Annotated in this window: 28 protein-coding genes; 17 read left to right on the top strand and 11 right to left on the bottom strand. The window is 37.1% G+C overall.

Annotation, left to right across the window (positions count from 1 at the left end; translation table 11 throughout):
- The first annotated feature begins 13 nt into the window (after window positions 1-13).
- From EXE09_RS14395 to EXE09_RS14405, 3 genes are read left to right on the top strand one after another with little or no spacing between them, the layout of a single operon-like run.
- On the top strand, window positions 14-1,219 hold the full coding sequence (locus EXE09_RS14395) for a DUF2345 domain-containing protein (RefSeq protein WP_228257219.1): 1,206 nt from the start codon (window positions 14-16) through the stop codon (window positions 1,217-1,219).
- The gene (locus EXE09_RS14400) at window positions 1,216-2,415 is read left to right on the top strand and encodes a DUF2515 family protein (RefSeq protein ID WP_130117731.1); all 1,200 of its coding nucleotides are present in this window, start codon (window positions 1,216-1,218) and stop codon (window positions 2,413-2,415) included. Before EXE09_RS14395 ends, EXE09_RS14400 begins: the two co-directional genes overlap by 4 nt.
- A gap of 13 nt (window positions 2,416-2,428) precedes the next feature.
- Window positions 2,429-3,325 carry a hypothetical protein gene (locus EXE09_RS14405; protein ID WP_130117732.1) on the top strand — a complete coding sequence of 299 codons (897 nt, stop codon included), beginning with the start codon at window positions 2,429-2,431 and terminating at the stop codon, window positions 3,323-3,325.
- 136 nt (window positions 3,326-3,461) lie between these two features.
- Here the strand turns inward: EXE09_RS14405 and EXE09_RS14410 are convergent, their stop codons facing one another.
- Window positions 3,462-5,174, bottom strand: a complete 1,713-nt coding sequence (locus tag EXE09_RS14410; RefSeq protein WP_130117733.1) for an electron transfer flavoprotein-ubiquinone oxidoreductase — start codon at window positions 5,172-5,174, stop codon at window positions 3,462-3,464.
- Window positions 5,175-5,389: 215 nt separating this feature from the next.
- Between EXE09_RS14410 and EXE09_RS14415 the strand changes: the two genes are divergently transcribed.
- The 5 genes from EXE09_RS14415 (at window position 5,390) to EXE09_RS14435 (ending at window position 9,846) form a co-directional block, all read left to right on the top strand.
- The gene (locus tag EXE09_RS14415; RefSeq protein ID WP_130117734.1) at window positions 5,390-6,001 is read left to right on the top strand and encodes a DUF1285 domain-containing protein; all 612 of its coding nucleotides are present in this window, start codon (window positions 5,390-5,392) and stop codon (window positions 5,999-6,001) included.
- 48 nt (window positions 6,002-6,049) lie between these two features.
- The gene (murI, locus tag EXE09_RS14420; protein ID WP_130117735.1) at window positions 6,050-6,928 is read left to right on the top strand and encodes a glutamate racemase; all 879 of its coding nucleotides are present in this window, start codon (window positions 6,050-6,052) and stop codon (window positions 6,926-6,928) included.
- A 108-nt stretch (window positions 6,929-7,036) separates the two neighbouring features.
- Window positions 7,037-8,053, top strand: a complete 1,017-nt coding sequence (locus EXE09_RS14425) for a DUF4062 domain-containing protein (RefSeq protein WP_130117736.1) — start codon at window positions 7,037-7,039, stop codon at window positions 8,051-8,053.
- 97 nt (window positions 8,054-8,150) lie between these two features.
- Window positions 8,151-9,161: a ferrochelatase gene (hemH, locus tag EXE09_RS14430; protein WP_130117737.1), complete on the top strand. Its 1,011-nt coding sequence runs from the start codon at window positions 8,151-8,153 to the stop codon at window positions 9,159-9,161.
- 40 nt (window positions 9,162-9,201) lie between these two features.
- The gene (locus EXE09_RS14435) at window positions 9,202-9,846 is read left to right on the top strand and encodes an MBL fold metallo-hydrolase (RefSeq protein WP_068975491.1); all 645 of its coding nucleotides are present in this window, start codon (window positions 9,202-9,204) and stop codon (window positions 9,844-9,846) included.
- A gap of 102 nt (window positions 9,847-9,948) precedes the next feature.
- Here the strand turns inward: EXE09_RS14435 and EXE09_RS14440 are convergent, their stop codons facing one another.
- The 3 genes from EXE09_RS14440 to EXE09_RS14450 form a co-directional block, all read right to left on the bottom strand.
- The gene (locus tag EXE09_RS14440; protein WP_068975490.1) at window positions 9,949-10,131 is read right to left on the bottom strand and encodes a hypothetical protein; all 183 of its coding nucleotides are present in this window, start codon (window positions 10,129-10,131) and stop codon (window positions 9,949-9,951) included.
- A gap of 108 nt (window positions 10,132-10,239) precedes the next feature.
- Window positions 10,240-10,422, bottom strand: coding sequence for a hypothetical protein (locus EXE09_RS14445; protein ID WP_068975489.1), 183 nt, complete (start codon window positions 10,420-10,422; stop codon window positions 10,240-10,242).
- A gap of 220 nt (window positions 10,423-10,642) precedes the next feature.
- On the bottom strand, window positions 10,643-10,810 hold the full coding sequence (locus tag EXE09_RS14450; RefSeq protein WP_068975276.1) for a DNA gyrase inhibitor YacG: 168 nt from the start codon (window positions 10,808-10,810) through the stop codon (window positions 10,643-10,645).
- A gap of 85 nt (window positions 10,811-10,895) precedes the next feature.
- Here EXE09_RS14450 and EXE09_RS14455 point away from each other — a divergent pair, with 85 nt between their 5' ends.
- From EXE09_RS14455 to EXE09_RS14470, 4 genes are all read left to right on the top strand, one after another.
- On the top strand, window positions 10,896-11,555 hold the full coding sequence (locus tag EXE09_RS14455; RefSeq protein WP_171478636.1) for an SAM-dependent methyltransferase: 660 nt from the start codon (window positions 10,896-10,898) through the stop codon (window positions 11,553-11,555).
- Window positions 11,545-12,747 carry a TIGR03862 family flavoprotein gene (locus EXE09_RS14460; protein ID WP_130117739.1) on the top strand — a complete coding sequence of 401 codons (1,203 nt, stop codon included), beginning with the start codon at window positions 11,545-11,547 and terminating at the stop codon, window positions 12,745-12,747. The genes EXE09_RS14455 and EXE09_RS14460 overlap by 11 nt, the downstream gene beginning before the upstream one ends.
- 88 nt (window positions 12,748-12,835) lie before the next feature.
- Window positions 12,836-13,246, top strand: coding sequence for a GFA family protein (locus tag EXE09_RS14465; protein ID WP_130117740.1), 411 nt, complete (start codon window positions 12,836-12,838; stop codon window positions 13,244-13,246).
- A 19-nt stretch (window positions 13,247-13,265) separates the two neighbouring features.
- Window positions 13,266-13,868 (top strand): flavin reductase family protein, encoded by a 603-nt coding sequence (locus tag EXE09_RS14470; RefSeq protein ID WP_130117741.1) that lies wholly within the window; start codon window positions 13,266-13,268, stop codon window positions 13,866-13,868.
- A 77-nt stretch (window positions 13,869-13,945) separates the two neighbouring features.
- Here the strand turns inward: EXE09_RS14470 and EXE09_RS14475 are convergent, their stop codons facing one another.
- A complete protein-coding gene (locus EXE09_RS14475) occupies window positions 13,946-14,278 on the bottom strand; it encodes a HopJ type III effector protein (protein WP_130117742.1) in 333 nt (110 codons plus the stop codon).
- Between the two features lie 152 nt (window positions 14,279-14,430).
- Between EXE09_RS14475 and EXE09_RS14480 the strand changes: the two genes are divergently transcribed.
- Together EXE09_RS14480 and crcB are read left to right on the top strand one after the other, a co-directional pair.
- Entirely contained in the window at window positions 14,431-15,279 is an 849-nt protein-coding gene (locus tag EXE09_RS14480; RefSeq protein WP_130117743.1) for a DUF2071 domain-containing protein, read from the top strand.
- A 108-nt stretch (window positions 15,280-15,387) separates the two neighbouring features.
- Window positions 15,388-15,768 carry a fluoride efflux transporter CrcB gene (crcB, locus tag EXE09_RS14485; protein ID WP_068975283.1) on the top strand — a complete coding sequence of 127 codons (381 nt, stop codon included), beginning with the start codon at window positions 15,388-15,390 and terminating at the stop codon, window positions 15,766-15,768.
- A gap of 68 nt (window positions 15,769-15,836) precedes the next feature.
- On the opposite strand, the gene EXE09_RS14490 is transcribed toward crcB, so the two are convergent.
- Together EXE09_RS14490 and EXE09_RS14495 are read right to left on the bottom strand one after the other, a co-directional pair.
- Complete coding sequence (locus EXE09_RS14490) at window positions 15,837-16,085, bottom strand: type B 50S ribosomal protein L31 (protein ID WP_130117744.1); 249 nt, start codon at window positions 16,083-16,085, stop codon at window positions 15,837-15,839.
- A 550-nt stretch (window positions 16,086-16,635) separates the two neighbouring features.
- Window positions 16,636-17,934: an ABC1 kinase family protein gene (locus tag EXE09_RS14495; RefSeq protein ID WP_130117745.1), complete on the bottom strand. Its 1,299-nt coding sequence runs from the start codon at window positions 17,932-17,934 to the stop codon at window positions 16,636-16,638.
- A 207-nt stretch (window positions 17,935-18,141) separates the two neighbouring features.
- On the opposite strand from EXE09_RS14495, the gene EXE09_RS14500 reads away from it, so the two are divergent.
- A complete protein-coding gene (locus EXE09_RS14500; RefSeq protein WP_130117746.1) occupies window positions 18,142-18,351 on the top strand; it encodes a DUF1737 domain-containing protein in 210 nt (69 codons plus the stop codon).
- An 81-nt stretch (window positions 18,352-18,432) separates the two neighbouring features.
- Here the strand turns inward: EXE09_RS14500 and EXE09_RS14505 are convergent, their stop codons facing one another.
- Both EXE09_RS14505 and EXE09_RS14510 read right to left on the bottom strand, forming a co-directional pair.
- Window positions 18,433-19,791: an MATE family efflux transporter gene (locus tag EXE09_RS14505; protein WP_130117747.1), complete on the bottom strand. Its 1,359-nt coding sequence runs from the start codon at window positions 19,789-19,791 to the stop codon at window positions 18,433-18,435.
- Between the two features lie 39 nt (window positions 19,792-19,830).
- Entirely contained in the window at window positions 19,831-20,292 is a 462-nt protein-coding gene (locus EXE09_RS14510; RefSeq protein WP_130117748.1) for a DMT family transporter, read from the bottom strand.
- A gap of 120 nt (window positions 20,293-20,412) precedes the next feature.
- On the opposite strand from EXE09_RS14510, the gene hemW reads away from it, so the two are divergent.
- Both hemW and EXE09_RS14520 read left to right on the top strand, forming a co-directional pair.
- Window positions 20,413-21,567 carry a radical SAM family heme chaperone HemW gene (gene hemW / locus EXE09_RS14515; RefSeq protein WP_130117749.1) on the top strand — a complete coding sequence of 385 codons (1,155 nt, stop codon included), beginning with the start codon at window positions 20,413-20,415 and terminating at the stop codon, window positions 21,565-21,567.
- 64 nt (window positions 21,568-21,631) lie between these two features.
- Complete coding sequence (locus tag EXE09_RS14520) at window positions 21,632-22,117, top strand: hypothetical protein (RefSeq protein ID WP_130117750.1); 486 nt, start codon at window positions 21,632-21,634, stop codon at window positions 22,115-22,117.
- 213 nt (window positions 22,118-22,330) lie between these two features.
- Here EXE09_RS14520 and EXE09_RS14525 read toward each other — a convergent pair whose 3' ends face one another.
- Window positions 22,331-22,759, bottom strand: a complete 429-nt coding sequence (locus EXE09_RS14525; protein WP_130117751.1) for a hypothetical protein — start codon at window positions 22,757-22,759, stop codon at window positions 22,331-22,333.
- A 229-nt stretch (window positions 22,760-22,988) separates the two neighbouring features.
- A complete protein-coding gene (locus EXE09_RS14530) occupies window positions 22,989-24,812 on the bottom strand; it encodes an acyl-CoA dehydrogenase C-terminal domain-containing protein (protein ID WP_130117752.1) in 1,824 nt (607 codons plus the stop codon).
- Between the last annotated feature and the right edge of the window lie 44 nt (window positions 24,813-24,856).

The following is a 24,856-nucleotide window of genomic DNA, read 5'->3' on the forward strand; positions in this document are numbered from 1 at the left end:
GGATCCTTTAGAGGTGATTGATAATTTATCTGCATTGCTCAAAGGACTTGAGGTTTCAAAAGTTGCTGCCATTACGAATTTAGTGGGTGATTTTAAATCTGGACTTACTTTAAATCCGCTTGGAACACTTGGAAATTTAGGTGGTTTTGTTGAAAAAGTTGGTGGAATCAAGGGTGATGTTAAAGGTGTCATTCAGCAATTTAATGATTCATTCAAAGACGTAAAGCAAACCATTCAAGAATTTGAGGGCTTTGTAAAAGATACAGGACAGCAATTAGAAAATTATAAGGATCAATTTCAGTCACTAAGAAGTGGTTTAAGTGAGAATCCATTTAAAGCGTTAAAAGATGCTAAAGGTCTATTCAGTGATATTCAGAAAACGGCAAATCAAGTCCAATCCATTGTAGGTTTTGCAAAACAAGGTTTATCGAACCCGCTTGAAGGTTTTAAAGGCTTGAGTGGCTTTATGGATAACTTAAGTGAAAAGTCCAAATCTGATGCAAAATCTCAAGCTGAATTTAAAATTTTCCAAGATGCGATGATGGTTCTTGCTGCACCAAATAGTATTGCTGTAACAACTAATGAAGATATTTACATATCAGCGGATAAGCAGATTTATGAAACTGCAGGTGAGAGTATTGAGTACAGCACGCAGAAGAATTTAATTGCACATGCTCAATCTAAGATTAGTCTTTTTGCTGCACAAGAGGGAGCAAGATTTTATGCAGGCAAAGGTAAAGTCGAGATTCAAGCGCAAGGTGACGGTGCAGATTTGATTGCTCGTAAGGGTGTCCAAGTGATTTCAACTGAGGATAAGATTGAAATTAAGGCCAATAAGAAGATTGTTTTGATTGCAGGTGGTTCGCAGATTGAAATTAGTAGTGGTGGTGTTTTACCAACGACGCCTGCAAAGTTCGAAGTAAAGGCTGGGCAACATAAGTTTGTGGGACCACAAGAAATCGCTATGGGTTTTGATAAGTTACCAATAAGTTCTATTTTTGATGACAAATTTCAATTGTTAGATCCATTAGGGAAAAAACTTACAGATTTAGATTACATAATAACTAATACTGCTTCTAATGAGCGGTTTTTAGGGAAAAGTGATAGAAATGGTTTCACTAAAAGATTAGGTACAACATCAAGTCAAAAATTAAAGATTGAATTCAATTACGAAGATTTAATAGTTAATGAAACAGAAGATGAAGAGGGGCAAAAATGACGATATTGCAAGAAACAGATACAAATGAAATATGTAATAGCAATTGTATTACTCAAGTTGATTGTAAAAATATGTGGTCATTAGTTCAATACTCATCATATATGGCTTTAACTAGTTATAAAAGCTTAGAAGTTATAAAGAAAGCTGTTCATGGTGGAGATGCTAAGAGAGAGTTTTTATATAAAGGAAGTGATGATCAAAAAAGAGTAAAATTAATTTCTAGTCAATATGCAAAAATGTATTTAGAAAAAACTAAAAGTAGTAACGTTAAATATAAAGGTCGTTTTTATTGGATGGCTTTAGGGGCAATTGCAGCAAAACAAGTTTATTGTGGGATTTTGGCATTAGATGATTTTGTTTCAAAAGTTGGCGGTGGTGTTATTCTTGATGGAGCAAATAGAGTTTTAGATAAAATTGATATAAGTGATAGGCGTTTTATCGCAACTGGAGGGATCACAAAATCAGATTTTGACTATATGAAATATTGTATGTTAAAGGGTAATCTTTGGCTTTATTTAGATATATATCCCTATCATGAATATTATTGTAGATTTTCTAATACATTTAACGAGTGTTTGCCAAAAAGAGATGGTGCTACTTATGATGCTAAAGTAGCAAATGATATGAATAAAATTCCATATAATGAAGCATATAATAAATTGGAAAAATTTAAATATTCAGATAATATTTTAAATAACTTGAAAGAAGCTTTTCAATATGTAAAAGATTTTGAAATTGCCAAAACAATCCAAAAAAAACAAGATGCTCAGTTTAATAATTTAATGACAATTGCTGTTCATGAGCAACATGTCGTTTTAGAAAAAAGTTTCTATTCTCCGAATGGGCAGCCTGACCAAAGATTAAAAGATATTTTTGATAAACAGTCTAAACTTGAAAGTAATCATCCATATTATACACAATTTGGAGCTTTAATTGCAGACGTTCAAAATAGACAGGCAGTGTTTACAAATTCATGTAGTTTGCCAATAGGATTAAACAGTTTATCTGATAAAGATAGGTTTTTTGAAGATATGCTAAAAAATGAAAGGCTATATATAATTAAAGAAAGAATGAAGTTTATTACACGTATTGCTGAAGATTTTCATTATGTTATGAAAAAATATCCTGGTTATATGGAAAATTGTTTAGCTAGGTTAGTTGAAGGTGATATAACCGAAAAAATGCCAATAATTTAAGTTGAGAATCAGAATGAATTTAAAAAAATTTTTTAAAATTTTGGTAATCACACTAATATCGAGTTTAGCAGCTTGTAATTCATCATCTGAGACTATGAATAAGCAGGAAGAAAAAAAAATGAATGAATCTGATTATATTATTAGCGTTGTGGCAGGCGACACTAGTGAAAATTTAATTAATGGTAATGCTAAGTTTTTTTCACAATATAGTTCAGGTGCAAGTGTTGGATTTATAAGACCAAACTTAAATGTAAACGAAGAAAGTAAACTAAAATTAAATTTAAAAGATGGATATGACCACACAGTTTTAGTTTTTGATAATTTGGAAAATTTGGTTTTTGTCTCAGATACTAACTATCCAAACCAAGGTGTTACAGATATAGGTTTTGATATTAGTAATATAAAATCTAAAAAAATTAATGAAAAAAATAATTTTTTTTCTTATGAGGAAATTGTAAAGCAATTAAATAAAAATGGTTGGAAAGTCTTTTATTTCGAGTCTGAACCGAGAGTGTTTGGAAAACAATCATTTGAAGCCAATAATAAAATATCTAACTATCAGGGGAGTTTGGATGGGTTTTATTTGGATAGTGAGGAAAAATGGGAGAAGTATTCGAGTGCGTTAAAACGCCAACCTCTTAGATTTTATAAAAATAATGTCATATTAACGATAAATTTTCGCGAATCTATTGATGAAGTAAAAATTCACTTGGATTTTATTACTTTTTTTTCTCACTATTTTTATCAATATGATGAGAAAATTAGAGATAAGGATTGGAAAGTGTTATTGGGTAAAGATTTAAATAAGTGGGAAAGTGAGAGACAAAGGGCAGAAGTTAAAATGGAAAAACTAGGTTATGAAATTAAAAAAGAATATTACAACCCAAATGTTTGGGATTTTTTAAAATAGAAAGACATAGACATAAATCATCGTTTTAATAATCTACATCTATGTAATCAAACTTAAAAAAATTAGCTTTGACATCGCTCTAACGAGATTAAATTAAAAACCCGCCTAAGCGGGTTTATTTTTATCTCGTTAGAAATTACATATTTGGGTAGTTAGGACCACCGCCACCCTCAGGTGTTACCCAAGTGATGTTTTGAGATGGGTCTTTAATATCACAAGTCTTACAGTGAACACAGTTCGCTGCGTTGATTTGGAAACGCTTAGAACCATCATCATTTTCCATGATTTCATAAACACCAGCAGGGCAATAACGTTGAGCAGGCTCATCCCATTTTGGTAAGTTTACGTTTACAGGAATAGATGCATCAGTTAACTTTAAGTGAGCAGGCTGATTTTCTTCATGTACAGTATTGGATACAAATACAGAAGATAAGCGGTCAAATGTTAACTTGCCATCTGGTTTTGGATAGTTCGGTTTAAACGTAGATGTATCTACAGTTTTTAACGCACTAAAGTCAGGCACTAAGTCATGTAAAGTGAATGGCACTTTAAAGATGTTTTGATCAATAAAGTTAAACGCACCACCCATCCAAAGACCGAATTTATGCATCGCTGGACCGAAGTTACGAGAACGATGTAATTCTTCTTTTAACCAACTGTTATTGAACTTGTCAGTGTAAGCTGTTAATTCTTTTGCAAAGAAATCTTCACCTTCAGTTACACGAGCAACAGCTAAATCACCGCCTTTCTCATGACCAGCTTTGATTGCTTCAAATACAGCTTCACCACATAACATGCCAGATTTCATAGCAGTATGAGAGCCTTTGATTTTTGCAAAGTTTAAGAAACCTGCGTCATCACCGATCAAACAACCGCCTGGGAATGTCAATTTAGGCAGTGAGTTTAAACCACCTTTCACAACTGCACGCGCGCCGTAAGAAATACGTTTACCACCTTCAAGATATTGCTTGATCAGAGGATGTGTTTTCCAACGTTGCATTTCAGCAAATGGGTACATGTTAGGATTTTCATAAGATAAATCTACGATCATACCCAAAGTCACTTGGTTGTTTTCAGCGTGGTATAACCACCAACCACCAGAAGAACCAGTTTCAGCCAAAGGCCAGCCCGAACCATGCATCACTAAACCAGGTTTATGTTTTGCAGGATCAATTTCCCAAAGCTCTTTAATACCGATACCATAGTGTTGTGGATCAGCATCTTTGTCTAAGTTAAATTTAGCAAGTAGGCGTTTACCGAGGTGACCACGACAACCTTCTGCAAAAATTGTATATTTTGCATGAAGTTCGTAACCAGGAGTAAAGTTGTGAGTCGGCTCACCATCTTTACCAATACCCATATCACCCGTTTGAATCCCTTTTACAGAACCATCTTCATGATAAAGGATTTCAGAAGCAGCAAAGCCTGGGAAAATAGAAACTTCTAACTCTTCAGCTTTAGTACCTAACCAACGAACCACGTTACCTAGTGAGATCACATAGTTACCATCATTGTGCATGGTTTTTGGCACCATCCAATGTGGCGCTTCTTGTGATTTTTCCGCAGACATTAAGAAGAAAGTTTTATCTTCAGTCACAGGCACATTTAAAGGCGCGCCTTCTTCTTTCCAATTTGGGAAAAGTTCATTGATTGCACGAGGTTCAAGTACAGCACCAGAAAGGATATGCGCACCAACTTCAGAGCCTTTTTCAACCACACAGACGCTAAGGTCTGGAAGATTGTTTTCAATAGCCAATTGACGAATTTTAATCGCAGCAGAAAGACCCGCAGGACCTGCGCCTACGATCACTACGTCAAACTCCATCGATTCACGTTCGATGTGTTCCATGTAGGACTCCTCATATTTCATAGGGTGGCAACCGTGTGCATTTATTGAACATTAATTTGAACAAAAATCAGTCGGTGCTGCCGTGAGTGTTCTAAAAATTCCGTGATACGAATTAACGCTCGTATCGATAATATATTTTGCGCTAGTATAGTTATAAACCTTGATCTAGCCAATTGGCTGAGTCGTATTATTTTTTAGTCAGCAAGGCATAAACCATGGTAAATCAAAATAATTCAACATCAGCGACTGAAAATCAGCCTGTTTCTGATAATAAAAACTTAATCAGCATTACACAATACTTAAAAGATGTACACTCGGGTCACAAAAGGTCAATACCCCCTTTGGCACAGTGGAACCCAAAGCATTGTGGCAAAATGGATTTGAAGGTAAAAGCCAATGGAGAATGGTGGCACGAAGGTCAATTGATCAAGCGACAAGCCCTCTTAGACCTCTTCACCAAAGTGCTCTGGAAAGAAGATAATAAATTTTACTTAAAAACGCCCGTTGAGCAGATTGAAATAGATGTAGAAGATGAGCCTTTATTGGTTAATCAAGTCGATCAAATTGAACTTGATGGTCAAGCTTATCTTCAAGTGACAACAACCAATCAAGACATTGTATTGGTCGATGCTGAGCATCCAATTTTCATGCGTGAATATCAGGGTGAACTTCGACCGTATGTACATATCCGATTCGGCATCAATGCTTTAATTCAACGCAATGCTTTTTTTCATCTGATCGAGTACGGCTCTTTGCTTGAAAATGGGCAGGGCGATGCTATTTTATCGTTACAAAGTGGTGATTTTCACTTGCAATTAGGCACTTGAGGTTTAAGCTTTGTTCATTGTTTTTGACTCATACATATAGTGGATCAAATGAGCGCCATTCTTCCTTTATATCCTTTAGAAAATCCTATGCCTAAAGCATCTGCAGATGCCCCAATCGGTATTTTTGATTCGGGTATAGGCGGATTATCAGTTGCTCAGGAGATTGCGTTGTATTTGCCCAATGAACGTATTGTTTATTATGCAGATACGGCACATGTTCCTTATGGTTCTCGCACAGATCAGGATATTCGTGAATTAACAGCTCATGCAATCGAATGGCTTTATCGTCAGGGATGTAAAGTTGCCGTGGTTGCATGTAATACTGCATCAGCTTTTAGTTTGGATTATTTACGTGAGCATTATGGTGAAAACTTCCCGATCATTGGGCTTGTTCCTGCATTGAAGCCTGCTGTATTACAAAGTAAGTCGAAAGTAGTGTCAGTTTTAGCAACGCCTGCGACTTTTCGCGGTCAATTAATTAAAGATGTCATGACACGTTTTGCTGAGCCTGCCAATGTTGAAGTCATTACAGTGACTAATCTTGAATTGGTGCCATTTGTTGAATCTGGTCGATACAACACTTTGGAGTGTAAGCAAAGCTTACAGAAAGTTTTAGATCCAATTGTAGAAAAAGGTTCAGACTATTTGGTTTTGGGATGTACGCATTATCCTTATTTAAAACAAAGCATTCAGGAACTTTATGGTGATCAATTAAATCTCATTGATTCTGGTTTAGCCGTTGCACGGCAAACGGCACGAATTTTGATAAAAAATGGACTGGCTTCAAGTTCTCCGCAAAATGACGGTGTCCGTTTACAATGTTATGTGAGTGGAGGAAATGCAAATGCGTTAAAAATGGTCTTAAATCATTTAATACAAGAAAAAATTACATGGTCTATCGAAAATATTGCTGAAAAACTGGGCTAATTCGTTCAATATCAGGTATATTTAATGTTTTTATAAGTGTAGGGCACATTAAGCTTATAGTGATTTAGGGTTGATCTTAAGTGTGATGTGACAAGAATGGGTTTACCTATGCTCGACAAACGGTATCAAGTTTTTATTACAACATCTGGCAAAGAAATGCAGCCAGAGCGCATGGTTATTACACAAACGCTCATTGGAATGGGTTTTTTTTCTTGGGGTTTAGAACAGCGTACACCTTTAAGTACGGCATTTGCACGTCGTCAAATTGATGATTGTGATTATGTTTTATTATTGCTGGGTAGCCAATACGGTGAGCAGTCTGTTTCGGGTGTGAGTTATTTACATCTTGAGTATATTTATGCTGTGACCAAGCAGAAACCGATTATTGTGTTTATGCATGAAAATCCTGAGTCACGTGAAGCACATTTAAAAGAAGAAAAAACCATTTTGATTGAAAAATTCAACGAGTTTAGACATCAATTACAAAAAGAAGTCGAGCAAGTGGTGACCTACCGAACATTGCGAGATTTAGAACTTGCTGTACGTTCTTATATGCCACAAATGTTAGAACGTTATCCTGTTGTGGGTTGGGTGAGACCACAAAATATCCAAGTTTTACAAGATGAAATTGACAGATTAAAAGCAAAATTAGCACAAGTTTCGATTGAGCAAGGCAAAAAAGAAGCAGATCCTTTTTTAACTTTGCCGAAAGTGTCTTTGCATGAAGTATTTAATTTTGATTATCGAATGCATGCTTATCAAGATGGTAATTTTAAGGAATTGTCTCTGATCAGAGAAATGACATGGGCGGAGTTGTTGAAAATTTTATCTGTAGAATTTCGTCAACCGACGCCAGAAGATTTCTTTTCAAAAGTATTGAATGAATATCTAAATAATACAGGTTTAACCGATGCTCAAGTGGTGATGCCAAGAGCACATGCGGTGTCACGTGCGCAGATTAATGTACGTTCATTGCATACGATTAAACAGCAAATGCGACAAAACGAATGGATGATTCCTGTTGGTCGGGATGATCGTCAGCGTATGTTATGGCAGATGACAGATAAATGTCTAAAATTACTTGAGAACTCTCAACGTATCAGTAATCGTTCTTCTATGTTTTAAGTGATCATCATTGCAATACTAGATAAAAATTTTGTTTAGATAAAGACTCTGTTAAGCTGATACAAAGAGATCACGATATTGAGTAGATCGAGTTAAAATGTCTTTATCCAAACCTAAAGTACTGATCATTGTTGCCAATTTGGGTACACCTGATGCACCGACTGCGCCCGCAGTTCGTGCCTTTTTAAAGCAGTTTTTATCTGATCAGCGTGTCATTGAAATTCCTAAATTTTTATGGGCAATTATTCTAAATTTGTTTGTTTTACCATTTCGACCCAAACGAGTTGCTGAAGCTTATGCACAGGTGTGGTCAAATGATTCACCGATGCGTGAAATTTTGTTGCAACAAGTGGCTCAGATTCAGCAAACACTTGAGCATTCAAATACAAATTTTGATCTTAGCATTGTTCCAGCGATGACCTATGGGCAACCAAGCATAGACGCGATTTTGAAAGATGCTGAAACTCAGCAATTTGATCACATTATACTTTTTCCTTTATTTCCCCAATATTCAGCAACCTCAACAGCACCACTATTTGATGCACTTGCAAAATGGCTGTTGAAACAAAGAAATATTCCCGGTTTAAGTTTGATTCGTGACTATTATCAGCATCCTCTTTATATTCAAGCATTGGCAAATAGTGTACGTGATTATCAACAGTTACATGGGCAGCCAACAAAGTTATTGATGTCTTTCCATGGTATTCCTCAACCTTATGCGGACAAAGGCGACCCTTATGCAGATCGTTGTCGTATCACCGCTGCGAATGTTGCTCAAGCGTTAGGATTAAGTGATGATCAATGGGCAATTAGTTTCCAATCCCGATTTGGTAAACAAGAGTGGGTGAAACCTTATACGGATCAAATTTTAAAAGAATGGGCTGAACAAGGCATTCAATCTGTACAAGTTTTAAGTCCTGCATTTTCAGCAGATTGTTTGGAGACGCTTGAAGAATTAGCAATTCAAAATGCTGAATTATTTTTAAATTCAGGTGGTCAGCAATATGCATATATTCCCGCATTAAATAGTCGTTCGGATCATATTGATCTATTGGCACATTTATTAGAAGCTCAACTCGATGCTTTGAAATCGCAATTACAGGCTTAATTTTTATTCCTAAGCTTGGGTTTGTTTTAAGGAAATTAATATGTTGCAAGTCAAAATTGTTCCCGTAACAGCATTTGCTCAAAACTGTTCGATTGTCTGGGATTCCGAAACCAAAGAGGCTGTGTTGATTGATGCAGGTGGTGATCCTGAAAAATTAAAACAAGAAGTTGAAGCATTAGGTTTGACTGTTAAAGCATTGTGGTTAACGCATGGGCATTTAGATCATGCTGGTGCTGTTGGTGCCTTGGTGAAAGATTGGAATGTGCCTGTGATTGGACCACATAAAGAAGATGCATTTTGGTTAGATATGATTCAAGAAGTATCTGCACGTTATGGCTTTCCTGTTCCAGATCCAGTGAATGTGGATCAATGGTTAAATGGTGGTGAGACATTAACTTTAGGCGAGGAAGAGTTTGAAGTTCGTTTTGCACCAGGTCATACCCCAGGGCATGTGATGTTCTATAATGCAAAATATGGCGTGCTGTGGACTGGTGATGTTTTATTTAAAGGTTCTATTGGTCGTACCGATTTTCCTAAGGGCAATCACCAGCAACTTTTAGATTCAATTCAACGAGAATGTTTTAGTTTGCCTGATGAAACTCAATTTATTTCAGGTCATGGGCCAATGAGTACAATTGGCTATGAAAAACAATACAACCCATTTGTTGCAAGTAAAGCTGGGTAGAATGTTTTTAAGTAAGTTAACGGAAAAATGAGAAAAGAAAGTTATAAAATAAAAAACGTTTCAATTCGAAATGAATTGAAACGTTCTTATTTGTTTTGAGTACTAAGCGAAAGGATCAAATAAATGATCCTTCATTTCGAGTTGCAGAATAAACCCTGCGACTGCAAATAAGCATCCAATTGAAATTAATGCGCGATCTAAACTATAAAAACCAAGTGCAAGAAAGATTACACACAGGACGATAAAGAAACTTAGCATCGTTTTTAAAATTATGTACATTTTCATTTTTATATCCACTTTTTGATAATCAATTAGTTTTTTTGTATCAAAGTGTAGAATTATACATACTTAATTTTTTAAAACAATTGTGTTAAGTTCGTCTATATAATGTGCTTAACCTTTCATAAAAGGGTTTGTGAGTTGGTTCTGTGCTTCTAATACAACTAATACTATGGAAACAGCAAATAGAATACCAATTGTAATTAGTGATGGATCTAATGCGTATACACCTACGAAAGTAAAAAATACGCAAAGAGCAGCCAACATCGAAATAAAAATTTTAATACCAATAAACATATGAATACTCCTACCTATGCTCAGTAATTTTGAGACATGATTTTTAATTTTTTATATTTAAAAGTGTGAAATAGAACACATCTTTATAATATAACTTTTATTGTTAAAAAGTAGACGATTATTGTGAAATATATGTGTATATTGTTTTAATTTTTTTTGAATTATTACGTAAGTTTACGTTTTTCAATGAAAATATCACTGTATTTAATTGTAAGAAAACTTATGAGTCTTCTTCAGGAGGAGAGTCTTCAGTCGGAAGCTTATAATCTTCATTTGCCCAAGCGCCGAGATCAATCAATTTACAACGATCTGAACAAAATGGACGAAATTCATTATTTTCCCAAGTGGTCGCTTCACCACAACGTGGACATGGAAATGATTTAGGCATGATGAATTCCTGATTTAAATAGACAATCTAAGAAGCAAAAATAACGCAGACTTGTTAAACTTGCGCTGATTTTTCTTAGTTTGATCTGTTTATGCCAATTCGTCAATTTCAAGCACATCGCATGCACGCTCCTCGTGATTTCCAAGCCATTGAGAATCATCCTATTTGTATAGAAATAGGCGCAGGTAAGGGGAAACATGCTTTGTTATTTTCAGGGCAACATCCTGATTTGAAATTGATTGCGATTGAGCGGACACGTGAAAAATTTTTAGCAATGCAAAAGCAACATCAGCTCGAAGGGCAAGCCAATTTAACCCCAATGCATGCTGATGCTTTGCCGTGGGTGGTGCATGCTTTATTCCCACAACAAGTACAACAGTTTTTTATACTCTACCCAAATCCTGAGCCACATAATCCTGCTCAACGTTGGTTGAATATGCCATTTTTTGAGTTTCTCATCTCACGTTTGGCTGTGAATGGCACAGTGACATTGGCCAGTAATATTCCTGAATATATTGAAGAAGCAGAGCAACAATTAAAACAGGTTTGGCATTTACCTTATGAAAAACAGGTGATTGCATCAGATTCGGCACGTACTCATTTTGAAGTGAAATATTTAGAACGTGGTGAATTGTGTCAGCAGTTGATCATTTCTAAACCTGAAAATTACACTACTCGCTTTGATGATTTTCAGCCTTTGCAAGGTCAAAATACGCAAATGACTGAGTCTAAAGATGCCGAATAAATGCATTGCGATTGTCGGGGCAGGTCCTGCGGGTTTGATGGCTGCGGAAGTCTTGAGTGCGCATGATTATGAAGTGCATGTCTTTGAGCAGAAGCCATCGGCAGCACGCAAATTTTTGATGGCAGGCAAAACAGGGTTAAATATTTCCCATGCTGAACCGATTGAACAATTTGTACAGCGTTATGATCAGGTGGAATGGTTGAGTCCGTGGGTCAAACAATGGGATGCCAATTGGATTCAAGCGTGGATGCAGGATTTAGGTATTGAATCTTATGTCGGTACTTCCGGACGGATTTTCCCGATTGAAATGAAAGCTGCACCCTTATTGAGAGCTTGGTTGAAACGTTTGGCTAAGCAAAAGGTCACATTTCATTATCGTCATCAAATTTTGGATTTAAACCATCAAACTTTAAAAATTCAAAATTTGAAATCAGAACAGATTTTTGAGCAAGAGTTTGATTCAATTATTCTTGCTTGCGGCGCAGTGTCATGGTCACGTTTAGGCAGTGATGGTGCATGGCAAAAATGGCTCAATGCAGATGAAATTGAACCATTTCAAGCCAGTAATGCCGGTGTGGAAAAAGCATGGTCTAGGTTTATGCAACCTGTATTTGGGCAACCACTGAAACGTGTTGAAGCGTGGGTAGAGCATGCATCTAAAACACAGGGTGATATTGTCATTACCCATTATGGTTTAGAAAGTGGGCTGATTTATAAGCAAGGTCGAGCGTTAAGACAGCAACTGAAACAGCAACAATCTATGTGCTTATATTTGGATTTGTTGCCTGATTTGACGGTGGCACAATTGGCGCAAAAATTACAGCCTTCAAAAAAGCAATCGACTGCGAATATTTGGCGTAAAGCGGGCTTGGATATTGCTAAAGCCAATTTAGTCCGTGAAGTGGTCGATAAATCACTGTGGAATCACGCTGAAAAGTTGGCGAATGAAATTAAACATTTAAAAATCGAGCTATCAGGTTTTCGTCCAATTGAGGAAGCGATTAGCTGTGCAGGTGGTGTGAAACAATCCGTATTCACTAAGCATTTACAACTGAAATCCAATCCTCATGTGTTTTGTTGTGGGGAAATGTTGGATTGGGATGCACCAACGGGCGGATATTTACTGACTGCGTGTTTTGCGACAGGTCGTGCAGCAGGGCAAGGTGTGCATCAGTATTTAAAAAGTGAATAACGGAAACAACAATTTCATAAGATTAAATTTGGATTAACACTTGTAAGATGTGCTAATTTTAAATGGTTTTATATTTTAGAGTTAAGTCATGTCTGCTGAAAAATTATATACAGGAAGTTGTTTGTGTGGCGGGATTCGCTATGAAATTCATGGCGAAATTGGTGACATTATCGAGTGTCATTGTCGTCGTTGTCGTAAGGCAAATGGCAGTGCTTTTGCTGCCAATGCACCCATTCAAAAAGCAGATTTTAAAATCGTACAAGGTGAGCATTTACTGAAAAAATATCAGTCAAGCGAAACTGCACAGCGTTGTTTTTGTGGTGAATGTGCTTCACCGATTATCAGCATTAAAGCTGAAACACCTGATACTTATCGTTTAAGAATTGGAACTTTGGATACACCGCTTGAGCAAAAGCCAACCATGCATACCTTTACAGCTTATAAGGCAGAGTGGGATACGATTTGTGATGGTTTACCACAGTACGATGAACGACCTTAAACATTGAGAAATTACTCGTATGATTTTTAATACGTCAGACTTGGCAGCAAATGAAATTTATCGTTTGCTTGTAGGTGGCGTCACGCCTCGACCGATTGCTTGGATCAGTACTTTATCTGTAGATGGTGTTGCTAATATTGCGCCATATTCGTTTTTTAATGTTGCCAGTTGCAATCCACCGATCTTATGGTATTCACAAGTCAATCCAAGAGATGGGCAAAATAAAGATACACTGCGAAATCTCATCGACACGCAACAATGTGTGGTACATATTGTAAATACAGCTTTGCTTGAGCAGATGAATTTATCTTGCGCTTCACTTCCTGCGGAGCAAAGTGAGTTTGATTTTGCGCAGATTGAAACTGAACCGAGTCAAACAGTTTTGGCGCTCGCTGTGAAGCATGCACCTGTTCGTTATGAATGTCATCTAAGAGAAGTAATTGAACTAAGCTCACTTCCATCAGGTGGTACAGCTGTCTTGCTAGATGTGAAATCAATTTATGTCGATGACCAGCTTTGGGACGGTCGTGTGATTGATCAAGAAAAGCTACAGAGTGTGGGAAAAATGGGCGGAGATTTTTATAGTCTGAGTACTGATTTATCCGCATTGGCGAGACCTTAGACTATAGAAAAACTTTAGACTACAGAGAAACTATAGAACAGACCTGCTTCATATTCAGAAGGTCTGTTCAATTTCAATTATTTTGCTGTTAAAGCGTTACCTTCAAATTTGATTCTATCCCAACCATGTTGCATAAACTGGCGAATGTTCTGATGATCAGTGGCTTCGGGTGTTGCCAATACTGAAGCATAGTGTTCGGCAAATAAACTTAGTGTTTGTTGTTGATCTAAATCATTCAATTGCGCGAAAGAAAAGACTTTGGCACTGCCTTGGTTTTCAGTGGCTGCATTGTGTTGTTGACCATTTTGAAATGCAGTTGGCGTGTGCGTATAACGTGCTTCAATAAATGTAATCACATCGGCAAATTGAGCTTCACCTGCTTGCAGTTGTTTTAATAAATCTTGAGCCACGATTTGAATTCCTGATTTAATTGTGCGCTTATCATAGCTGATTCATTTGAAATCACGTAATGCCTATTTATGTTTTATTGTTGCTCTAGTTGTGATGTTTATTTGCATAGATTTGCTAGAATAAATAAAACAAAGCAATAACAAAGAGCGTTATGAATCGACATCAAATTAAAAATAAAGATTTAAATTGGATCATGAAATTCATTGCTTATTTGGTGCAAAGTTCATGGCTTTTAAATTTGCGCCGTGCGTTGATGCGAGTTTTCCCATTCTTTAAATTACAAAGCCGAGTCAAAAATATTGTCTATTTGTCATGGTTGGTTGATATTGAAAAAGTACGCTCACGTTATCCAAAACATGTTCAGTTATGGGAAAAACAGGGTAAAACTATTTTTACCATATTGACCTATCAGCATGAGCATTTTGGCTTTGCTTTCTTGGACTGGTTTCGAAAATTGATGCCATCACCAAAACAAAGTAATTGGCGTTTTTATATCGAACCGAATCAGCAAGACAAGACTGTGATTTTTGAACAAGTTGTGGTTGATCAAAAGCTCTATGTATTAAGTGGACGGCTTGCCAGTGATGCGATGCCTGCACAGTTTGCACAACCATTTATTCATCAAAAAAATAATTTACAGATTCATACGCAACTTCATGTTGATGAAAGGTATCAATTGTCCAGTACTGTAGAGATCAGTACAGAACAACAATTACCACAGACATGGCAACCTTTATTTTCATCATGGGATGATGCTATTCGCTACTTGGTCGATCAAGATCATGCGTGGGTAGAGTGGGTTGATCAGCCTGAAAAAATGTCGCAAGGTGATATTGAAATGCCGTTTGATTTTACTCAAATCCAAGCAACAAAAGTACTCGAGATTCATTGTCCTTTGTTAAAAGAATGGGGTGTGAATGAACAAGAGGTATTTGCTTTTGTTGTGCCTGAATTGGACTTTTATGTACGGAATGAATCAGTGCTGAAATTAGATTCTTAATGACTCAAGTGTTATTCTGTGGATAACTTTAATGTTATTCACACACAACTTCCACACTGATTTAAGTGATGAATAAACGTATTTTTTAGCAAATCTAAGGACTCAATAATGAATTGGCTGTTGGTCGCATGTGGTGGTGCAATAGGTGCAAGCTTGCGTTATGGTGCGGGATTTATCATTTCCAAACCGCACAGCCTTTTTCCGTGGGCAACATGGTCAATCAATATTCTCGGGTGTTTTTTAGCAGGTGTATTCTTTGCATTTACCCAACGTTATCCAGTATTGCAAAATGAAACACGCTTGTTTTTAATGGTCGGAATTTTAGGTGGATTTACCACATTTTCGAGTTTTGGCTTGGAAATGTTCCAGTTGATTCGTCAAGGGCAATTACCTTTAGCTTTGGCGTATACCGTTTCGAGCGTCATTGTTGGCGTGATTTTTTTAGCGATTGGTTTTTATATTTTTCAAATGATTTTATCTTCAAAATAAATAAAAAAAGCCTAAGTCGGAGGATAGACTTAGGCTGGAAAATACAACAATCATCAGTAAGTTTTAACTTAGCGTTTGTAACGACCAAAGCGCTTGTTAAAGCTCGCAATACGTCCTTCATTACTTGCTTGACGAATCTCACCTGTGTAAAAAGGATGTGAGGCACTTGAAATATCTAAAGTAATGTAAGGATATTCTTTACCTTCATATTGCTTGGTGTTATTGGTCTGAATGGTACTGCCAATGACGAAATAAGCATTTGCATTGGTGTCATGAAATAACACTTCACGGTATTCAGGATGGATATTTGGGCGCATGATTATTCTCTAAAATTGTTAACTTGAAGAGATGTTATAACATAACAATTAATTTGTAAAGTCACTTTAGTTATAAACTGAAATTACGTACTTTAAAAAACAATGCATCTTTTAAACTGTTTTAGAACACGCTCGGCGGAGTCTTACATCAAAAGTTTGAATTTCAGGGTTAGCCTTCAGCTTGACCTACTTTTGTTTCGGCAAAAGTAGGCAAAACCATTGTCATCCGCAAAACTCGTCAACGACCATCTTTTGGTTGATATATCGCAGAAACATTAACTTACAGATGTAGTCCTGCCTCAAACACGTTGCGGATGACGTTATCGTGTATCCAATTTTATTGATAAACAAATTTTTTTGATGTTACGCAGTAACATCAGTTATAAAGTCAATTTACGAAATTATGTATTTCATTGAAGAGCAGAGAATTTGAAATAAAAAGAAGCCGAAGCAGGAGGATCGTTGCTTCGACTTTGAATATGTCTTGAACACAGTTTTAATTTAAATCTGTAGGCTTAAAATAAAATTAAGTGTTCGATTTAAAGATCAATCAGTCTTGAGGGGGCACTAATTCTTCAAATAAATCGTTAAGATTATCTTTAACTTTTAATTGGATTAAGTTCCAGTATTGCCCTGAAATGGTTCGATTGACCATGAGCGTATCGGGTGAAGGTTTGAATACATCCCAATATTTCAATGATTTTTTCACCAATTTCACACCATCATGGTGTGCAGAATTTTCAGCAAAATCATATTCAGTGGTGAGTGGGCGAAGCAAGACTTCTAACCATGACTTATACAGTTCTTCAGGAAATTTCCCTTTTTCTGCAAGTGCATCCAAAGCGGTCAATTCATTTTCAATGGTAGTAATATCGGCTTTACGACCTGCACGAACGAGCGATTTGAAATGAGTAATGATTTCATTCGAAAGGGTTTTTACGCCCCCAAAATCATAAATAATCACGCTACCATCTTCACGGAAGGCAAAGTTGCCTGGATGTGGGTCACAATGAAAACGTTTTAAAAAGAAAATTTGCTGTCCTAAAGCCAAAATTAAGCGACGACCAATTTCATTACGTGTACTTAAGTCCCAAGTACTTGCAGTTTCAATACTTTCACCTTTTTCAAGGCTCAAGGTCAAAATACGGCGACTTGAATATTCAGTAAATACTTTAGGAATAATGATTTTTGTATCTAAAGCCTGATGAAAGGTTTTAAAAACCTGTAGGTTTTGCGCTTCAATTTCGTAATTGAGCTCTTCATGCAAGCTGTCTTGAATTTCTTTAAATAGGCGATCTTGCAGCTTTTTATCAACCTTTAACACACCCATCAAACGTAAGGCTAAACGAACTTGCTTTAAGTCACTTTCACACGCTTCATCCACACCTGGATATTGCACTTTAACGACGACTTCGTTGCCATTGGGTAAAGTCGCTTTATGAACTTGTCCAATCGAAGCAGCAGCAAAAGGTTGTTCGTCAAAGTGCCGAAAGATTTGATCTAAAGGCTTTCCGAGTTCTTTTTCGACTTGTTTTTTGATGTCTGCAAAGGGCATTGCAGGGGCTTGGCGTTGTAATTTGGCAATGGCTCTAGCCACTTCGGGCGGAAAAATGTCTTTATATTGAGAGGCAATTTGCCCGACTTTCATCACAGCACCTTTCATTTCCCCTAAGGTGTCTGCAATTTGTACGCCAATATCCTGAAATAATTTACTGCGTGCTTCATTCTTTTGTTCTTCATCCGCATTAAAGTTACGAATAGAATTCGATACCGTTTTTGTCGCGATACTTGCCGTCATACTGGCAAGTTTCATAAAGCGGCGACCGGGTGTGCTGGTATTTTTCGACATTCGTAATCATCCTTTTATGTGGATTAAATGCTGGATTGTTTTGATCATAGGCGACAATTGTGGTGCTGCCTACTGTAATTTGTTAAGCGTTTGTTTCTTCTTGGCTATTTTATATTATTTTGAATATTGCATCGTTCAGTACAGTATAAGCACCTTTGCATGAATTTTGGATTAAAATAAAGGTAAGATTTAAGGTGTTATAGCAGTATGAAAGTCTATCGTTATTTAACCGGTAAAGATGATGTGAATTTTTGTGTGAGGGTCACAAAAGCTTTAAATGAGGGCTATGCTCTGTATGGTTCACCCACCATGACATTTAATGGAACAGATGTGATTGTCGGGCAGGCGATTGTGAAAGAGGTTGCAGATGAAAGTGAAGTACCACAAGGGCTAAAGGATGCGATCGCATCACAATAGCCTTATAGTGTGCTATTTGATGATCTCCTTAAATCAAGTGATCTAAGGAGATGGGTCATGATTTTTAAATTGTTGAACTTTTTAGATATTAAGGCTCAAACGTTTATTATTCATAAACAACCGCATAAGTAATAACACACAAGCAATACTTAAGCCGATAATTAAACCAATCCAAACACCAGCTGCCCCAAAATCTGTATAGCGTGCTAGATAGATCCCGATCGGGAAAGCAATCACCCAATATGCAAGCATTGTGACCCACATTGGACCTTTGGTGTCCTGCATACCACGTAAGCAACCTGCCGCACTGACTTGCCATGCGTCCATCAGTTGATAAGCGATAGCGAATAAAACTAAATATACTGCAATCTGAGCGACTTCATAATCTGAGGTATACACAGCCACAATTTGATGACGCAATAACCACATCAGTAACATGGTAATAAAAGCAAAAAGTGTGGCGGTCATGAGCCCAACTTTTTGGACTTGTCGCATTGCCACCCAATTTTTTTCACCATAATAGGTTCCTACTCGAATGGTGAGTGCGAGTGCCAATGACATTGGAATCATAAACAATTGTGATGTGACTGAAATTGCAATTTGATGCGCGGCAATGGTGACTTCACCTAAAGTACTGAGGACAATTGCGCCAGTACTGAAAATACTCACTTCAAAAAATATTGCGAGACCAATCGGCAATCCAAGTTTAAGGATTCGTTTAATGAGGATAGGATTGATTTTTTCAAAATGGGTCAATGGTTGAGTCTTTTGATAGCGCTTTGCTTTGAACACATAAATCGCTAAAACAATAAACATGAGCCATTGCAAAATTGCAGTTGCAAAGCCACAACCTGCACTGCCTAAGTGAGGAATTGGTCCAAGCCCATACATAAAAATAAAATTCAGTGGAATTAACACCACTAGGGCAACCAAACTCAGTAAAGTAACAGGACGTGGATAACCTAAGGCTTCAGAATAATTACGTAATGCAGCATACATGGTCACCGCAGGCATCCCAAACGCAATTGCATGTAAAAATAAACTGGCTTTGGGAAGTAAAGATTCAGGCACACCAAATAATGGCAATAGCAGAGGCATTGCCTGTAAAACGAGCATGGCAATGATGCCAAGTACTAAAGCAACCCATAGTGATTGGCGAACAATGGATGGAATTTTTTCAGGTGTACGTGCACCATTGGCTTCAGCAACCAAAGGTGTAGTTGCAATCATAATGCCACTAAACAATAGCATCACAGGAATCCATAAGCCTACACCGACTGCAATTGCTGCAAGATCTTCAGCAGACATATGTCCTGCCATAATGGTATCAATCAGTCCAAAACCTGCATAAGCAAATTGCGTGACTAAAATTGGAAGCATTAAATGAAACAATTGCTTTAATTCAAAGCGGGTAGTTGTGGCTTTTAAAGCATCAGACACAGGATTTACTCGTTTTAAATGTGCTTAGAATAAAAATGGTTAGCGTTGTAGAGTGAGAAGCACACCAATAAAAATCACCACGCCACCTAAAAGACGTTGCCAGTTGAGCTGTGTTTTTTCGACACCGAGCCATCCAAAATGATCCATGAACATCGACAACATGATTTGTCCAAAAATGATCAAACCTGACAAAGTGAGAAAACCAAGTTTAGGTGCAGTATAAATGCTCATACTGATCGCATAGACACCTAAAAATCCGCCAAGCCATAAGTACCAAGGAATTTGCCCTAAATCGTGTAGACTGGGTTTTGATGTCGGTTGAAAAAACACAAAAATAGCGAGGACTATTGTACCAATTAAAAATGACAAAAGGGCGGCTTGTAAGGGTGAATAAAGATATTCACGTAATTGTGAATTAATCGCTGTCTGAAAAACCATGGCAATACCTATGCCCATCGCTAGGGGTAATAGGAGGATAAATTGGCTTGAAAGTTTCATCATCTTATTATCATGCATCTTCTTGGTTGAATTTTAGTCTAATGGAAATTCATGACTTGTTCTAATCGAAAGTGAGAAGTCATGCTAAAATCCTCATTCTCCATACTGTTCTGAGCTTGTTCCTTGGCTGATTTAAATCCCCAAAATATTCCATTGTCCCTTTATATTCACATGCCGTGGTGTGTGCGTAAATGTCCGTACTGTGACTTTAATTCGCATGCTGTGCCTGATGGAAAATTATCTTTGGCATTGGAACAAGAATATTTACAGGCATTGGTTGAGGACTTTAAAACCCAAGTTGATTTTGCGCAGGGGCGTGAAATTCATAGTGTATTTATCGGTGGAGGAACGCCATCACTCATTTCAGCACAAAGTTATCAATGGTTATTTACACAACTGAAAGAACTTATTCCCTTTGAAAAAGACTGTGAAATCACTTTAGAAGCCAATCCCGGAACGGTGGAACACGATCCATTTGCAGATTATTTAGCTGCGGGAATTAATCGCTTATCCATTGGTATACAAAGTTTTAATACTGAACATTTGCAAAAATTAGGACGTATTCATTCCAACGATGATGCGATTTCAGCAATTCAACATGCCAAACAAGCAGGTTTTGAACGGGTCAATGTGGATTTGATGCATGGTTTGCCTGAGCAAAGCATAGAACAAGCTTTATTGGATTTGAAACTCGCCGTGGAAAGTGGTGCAACGCATATTTCATGGTATCAGTTGACCATTGAACCGAATACGGTATTTTTCCGTACCCAACCGATTTTACCTGTCGATGATGTGTTGGCAGATATTCAAGAACAGGGCGAAGCTTATTTAAAAGCACAAGGCTTTATCAATTATGAAGTGTCTGCTTGGCGTAAAGAAAAGCCATCGGCACATAATTTAAATTATTGGCAATTCGGGGATTATTTGGCGATCGGTGCAGGAGCGCATGGCAAAGTCACTCAGCCTGATGGTGTGTATCGTTTTCAAAAAACTCGCTTGCCAAAAGACTATTTAGCCAAAGTACCCGCAGAGAATTTGCAATTTAAACGTATTGAAAATGAAGAGATGCCATTTGAATTTATGATGAATGCCTTGCGTTTAAATGAGGGTGTGGTTTCTGCAACTTATGCACAACGTACAGGTTTGGATTTGGCGCATTTGGATGAATTATTAAACTCACTTCGTCAGCGTCAGTTGATGGTCGATGATGAAAATATTCTCAATTGTACAGACAAAGGACATATATTTTTAAACTCAGTGTTGGAAGAGTTTTTGTAAAGATATCTGCTTAAAATTTGATTTTTGCTATGATGGTGAAAAGAAGAATTTAGGCGATATCACAATGAAAAAAATATTACTCACCTTGATGTTAATGGCATATTCAATGTTCAGTGTGACTGTACTGCATGCTAAAACTAATGTCCCTCAATTTAAGGATTATCCAGTTAAACCTTATATTGGTAAAACTGCACAATTGGATATGACGGATGAAAGTGCCCGAATGTTTCGCACTCGTTTGAGATATGCATTAAAAGAACAACCCAATTTTGCAGGTGAATATGTCATTACCATGTGGGGTTGTGGTGCGAGTTGCCGTAGTTATGCATTTATCAATAAACGTACAGGTAAATTATTGGCAGGTGGTTTTGGTGGCGAAGAAAGTCAGGAAGATGTGATTGATTCGCGTGCCAATAGCCGTTTATTGGTCACGCAAGAAGAAAATATGAATGAAAACTGGGAAGTGGAAAGTTTAATAACACGATTTTATCTTTTTGAAAATGAAAAATTTAAGTTGCTCAAAAGTGTAAAAGCCAATATGAAAAAATGAAGCACTATTTGAAAGTAGATAGTAGGATAGTTGCTTGTAAAATGCCTTACTTGGCTTTCATTTAATTTATGTAAAAATCATAGCCTTAAATCAATAATAGTGGACTTGGTAAATGTCCAAGCATAAAAATCGAGTTCAAATATGAACTCGATTTTTAGAGGATATCTCGAAAAAATATTTCTAATGGCTAGTGAGTATATAAAAAATAGGATTTTACTGAGCTTGAGCTTTTTCTTGTGAAGGCTCTTGGTTCAGAATAGGCATTGTTAAATAGTTGCTATTGTCTGGATTAGACTTCTGAACAAAGCAAAGATCACGATAGAGAACACGTTCACCATTCAGTAATGTAAGTGTTGTTGTTCTTGCTGCTGGATCGGTAGATGCTTCTGAAGTAGCAAAAGAAAATTTCTGACAAACTGCTGTAGTTTTATGGTTTTGTTTATAGCTTACTATCACTTTTTCATCATTGATCGGCGTTAAAGTTTTCAGCCCATTTGCACGATCTGCAATCAAATCAAGTTTATGGTCTGGAATAATATTGAGTGCAGTTTTTGATGGGTTTGAAATATGCCCTAAGTTTCCTACATTGGCACATGCCGAAAGTGCAATACCTGCAATGATTAATAATAGTTGAGTTTTCATTTAATAATTCCTGTTGATCATTTCGTTTTGGATTTTTTTTCAAGGAAATGAATAATCTATTTTGTGATAAAGTAATATATAATAATTTAAAATGCAAAATATTTATCATATTTTATTTAAAAATGTAATTTGATTAACATTTTGTGTTGAGAATTTTTTGAGCTTTCATAACAAAAAGACCGCCGTAGCGGTCTTTTATTTTCTAAGCTTAAATATTTAAATTAAAAACTTAGTAGTCAAAGCTAAAATGTTCTGCTTCAAGCGCCATCGTGGTTTTAGATGGATTCACCATAGATTCTGCATGACCTTGTGCACGTGGCAACAATTGGTCAAAGTAGAAATCAGCAACTTTGATTTTGGCTTTATAGAATTCTGGGGTTTCTGAACCTGTACCTGAAGCCAATTTTTCAGAAGCTACTGCTGCTTGTTGTGCCCAATAGAACGCCATCATTGAATAACCAGAGAACATCAAGAAGTCTACAGATGCAGAAGACACGATGTCACGGTCTTTACGTGCAGCAAGCATGATACGAACAGTTAAAGCATTCCACTGTGCACATACTTTAGTTAAGTCCCATGCAAAACGACGCATGTATTTATTACGTGCATGTTGACCACAGAATTTTAAGATTTCAGCAGTGTATTCACGAACCACTTTACCTTTAGAAGAGAGAAGAACTTTACGACCAATTAAGTCGAGTGCTTGAATACCCGTTGTCCCTTCATACAATGTTGAGATACGTGCATCACGTGCAATCTGTTCCATGCCGTGTTCTTTGATATAACCATGACCACCAAAGACTTGCATACCTAAGTTTGCAGACTCAAGACCCATTTCAGTCAAGAAACCTTTCAAAATCGGCGTATAGAAACCAAGTTTGTCATCATATTCATCAAACTTCGCTTGGTCGCCTTGTGCAAGTGCATCCGCCATTTTATCTGCAAGCTGAGCCGCATGATAAATCATCGAACGACCACCTTCAGCAAAGGCTTTTTGTGTCAATAACATACGACGTACGTCAGCATGGTGAATAATCGCATCTGCCACACGTTCAGGATCTTTCTTACCTGAAAGTGCACGCATCGACATACGATCTTTGGCATAAGGTAAGGCACCTTGGAATGACAACTCCGCATGTGCAAGACCTTGTACCGCAGTACCAATACGAGCAGTGTTCATGAAGGTAAACATTGCATGTAAACCTTTGTTGATTTCACCGATCAAATAACCAGTCGCTTCATCAAAGTTCAATACAGCAGTTGCAGAAGCACGGATACCCATTTTGTGTTCGATCGAACCACAAGTCACAGGGTTACGCTCACCTACGCTGCCATCTGCATTTGGAATGAACTTAGGTACGATGAACAGTGAAATGCCTTTAGTACCTGCTGGTGCATCTGGAAGACGCGCAAGTACGATATGTACGATATTTTCAGTTAAATCATGTTCACCCGCAGAGATGAAGATTTTTGTACCTGTGATGGCATAAGTACCATCTGCTTTAGGTTCTGCTTTGGTTTTAACTTGACCTAAGTCAGTACCACACTGAGGCTCAGTTAAACACATCGTACCTGACCAAGTACCCGCAGTAAGTGGTGGCATATACAGATTTTTTTGTTCTTCTGTACCAAATTGTAGAATCGTGTTCATACAACCCATGCTCAAACCTGGGTACATGGTAAATGACCAGTTTGCAGAACCCATCATTTCTGATTTTACAAGGTTGAGTGACATTGGTAAGCCTTGACCACCAAACTCTTCAGGGTAAGACAAACCTTGCCAACCGCCTTGGATAAATTGGTTATAAGCTTCTTTGAAACCTTTAGGCGTTGTTACTTCGCCATCTTTAAAATGACAACCTTCTTCATCACCTGATTGGTTCAAAGGAGAAAGTACATTTTCACAAAAATCTGCAGCACCTTCTAAAATCATATCAACCGTATCTGCATCGGCATTTTCGCCAATAGAGAGAGTTTTATAGTGAGCAGGGTAATCAAATACTTCATTCATTAAAAAGCGAATGTCACGGAGTGGGGCTTTATATGCTGGCATGTGTTTAATCCTAATTTAGAAATAGTTGTGGATTTAAAATCTAT

The organism is Acinetobacter sp. WCHAc060025 (assembly GCF_004209355.1).
Classification (GTDB): Bacteria; Pseudomonadota; Gammaproteobacteria; order Pseudomonadales; family Moraxellaceae; genus Acinetobacter; species Acinetobacter wuhouensis.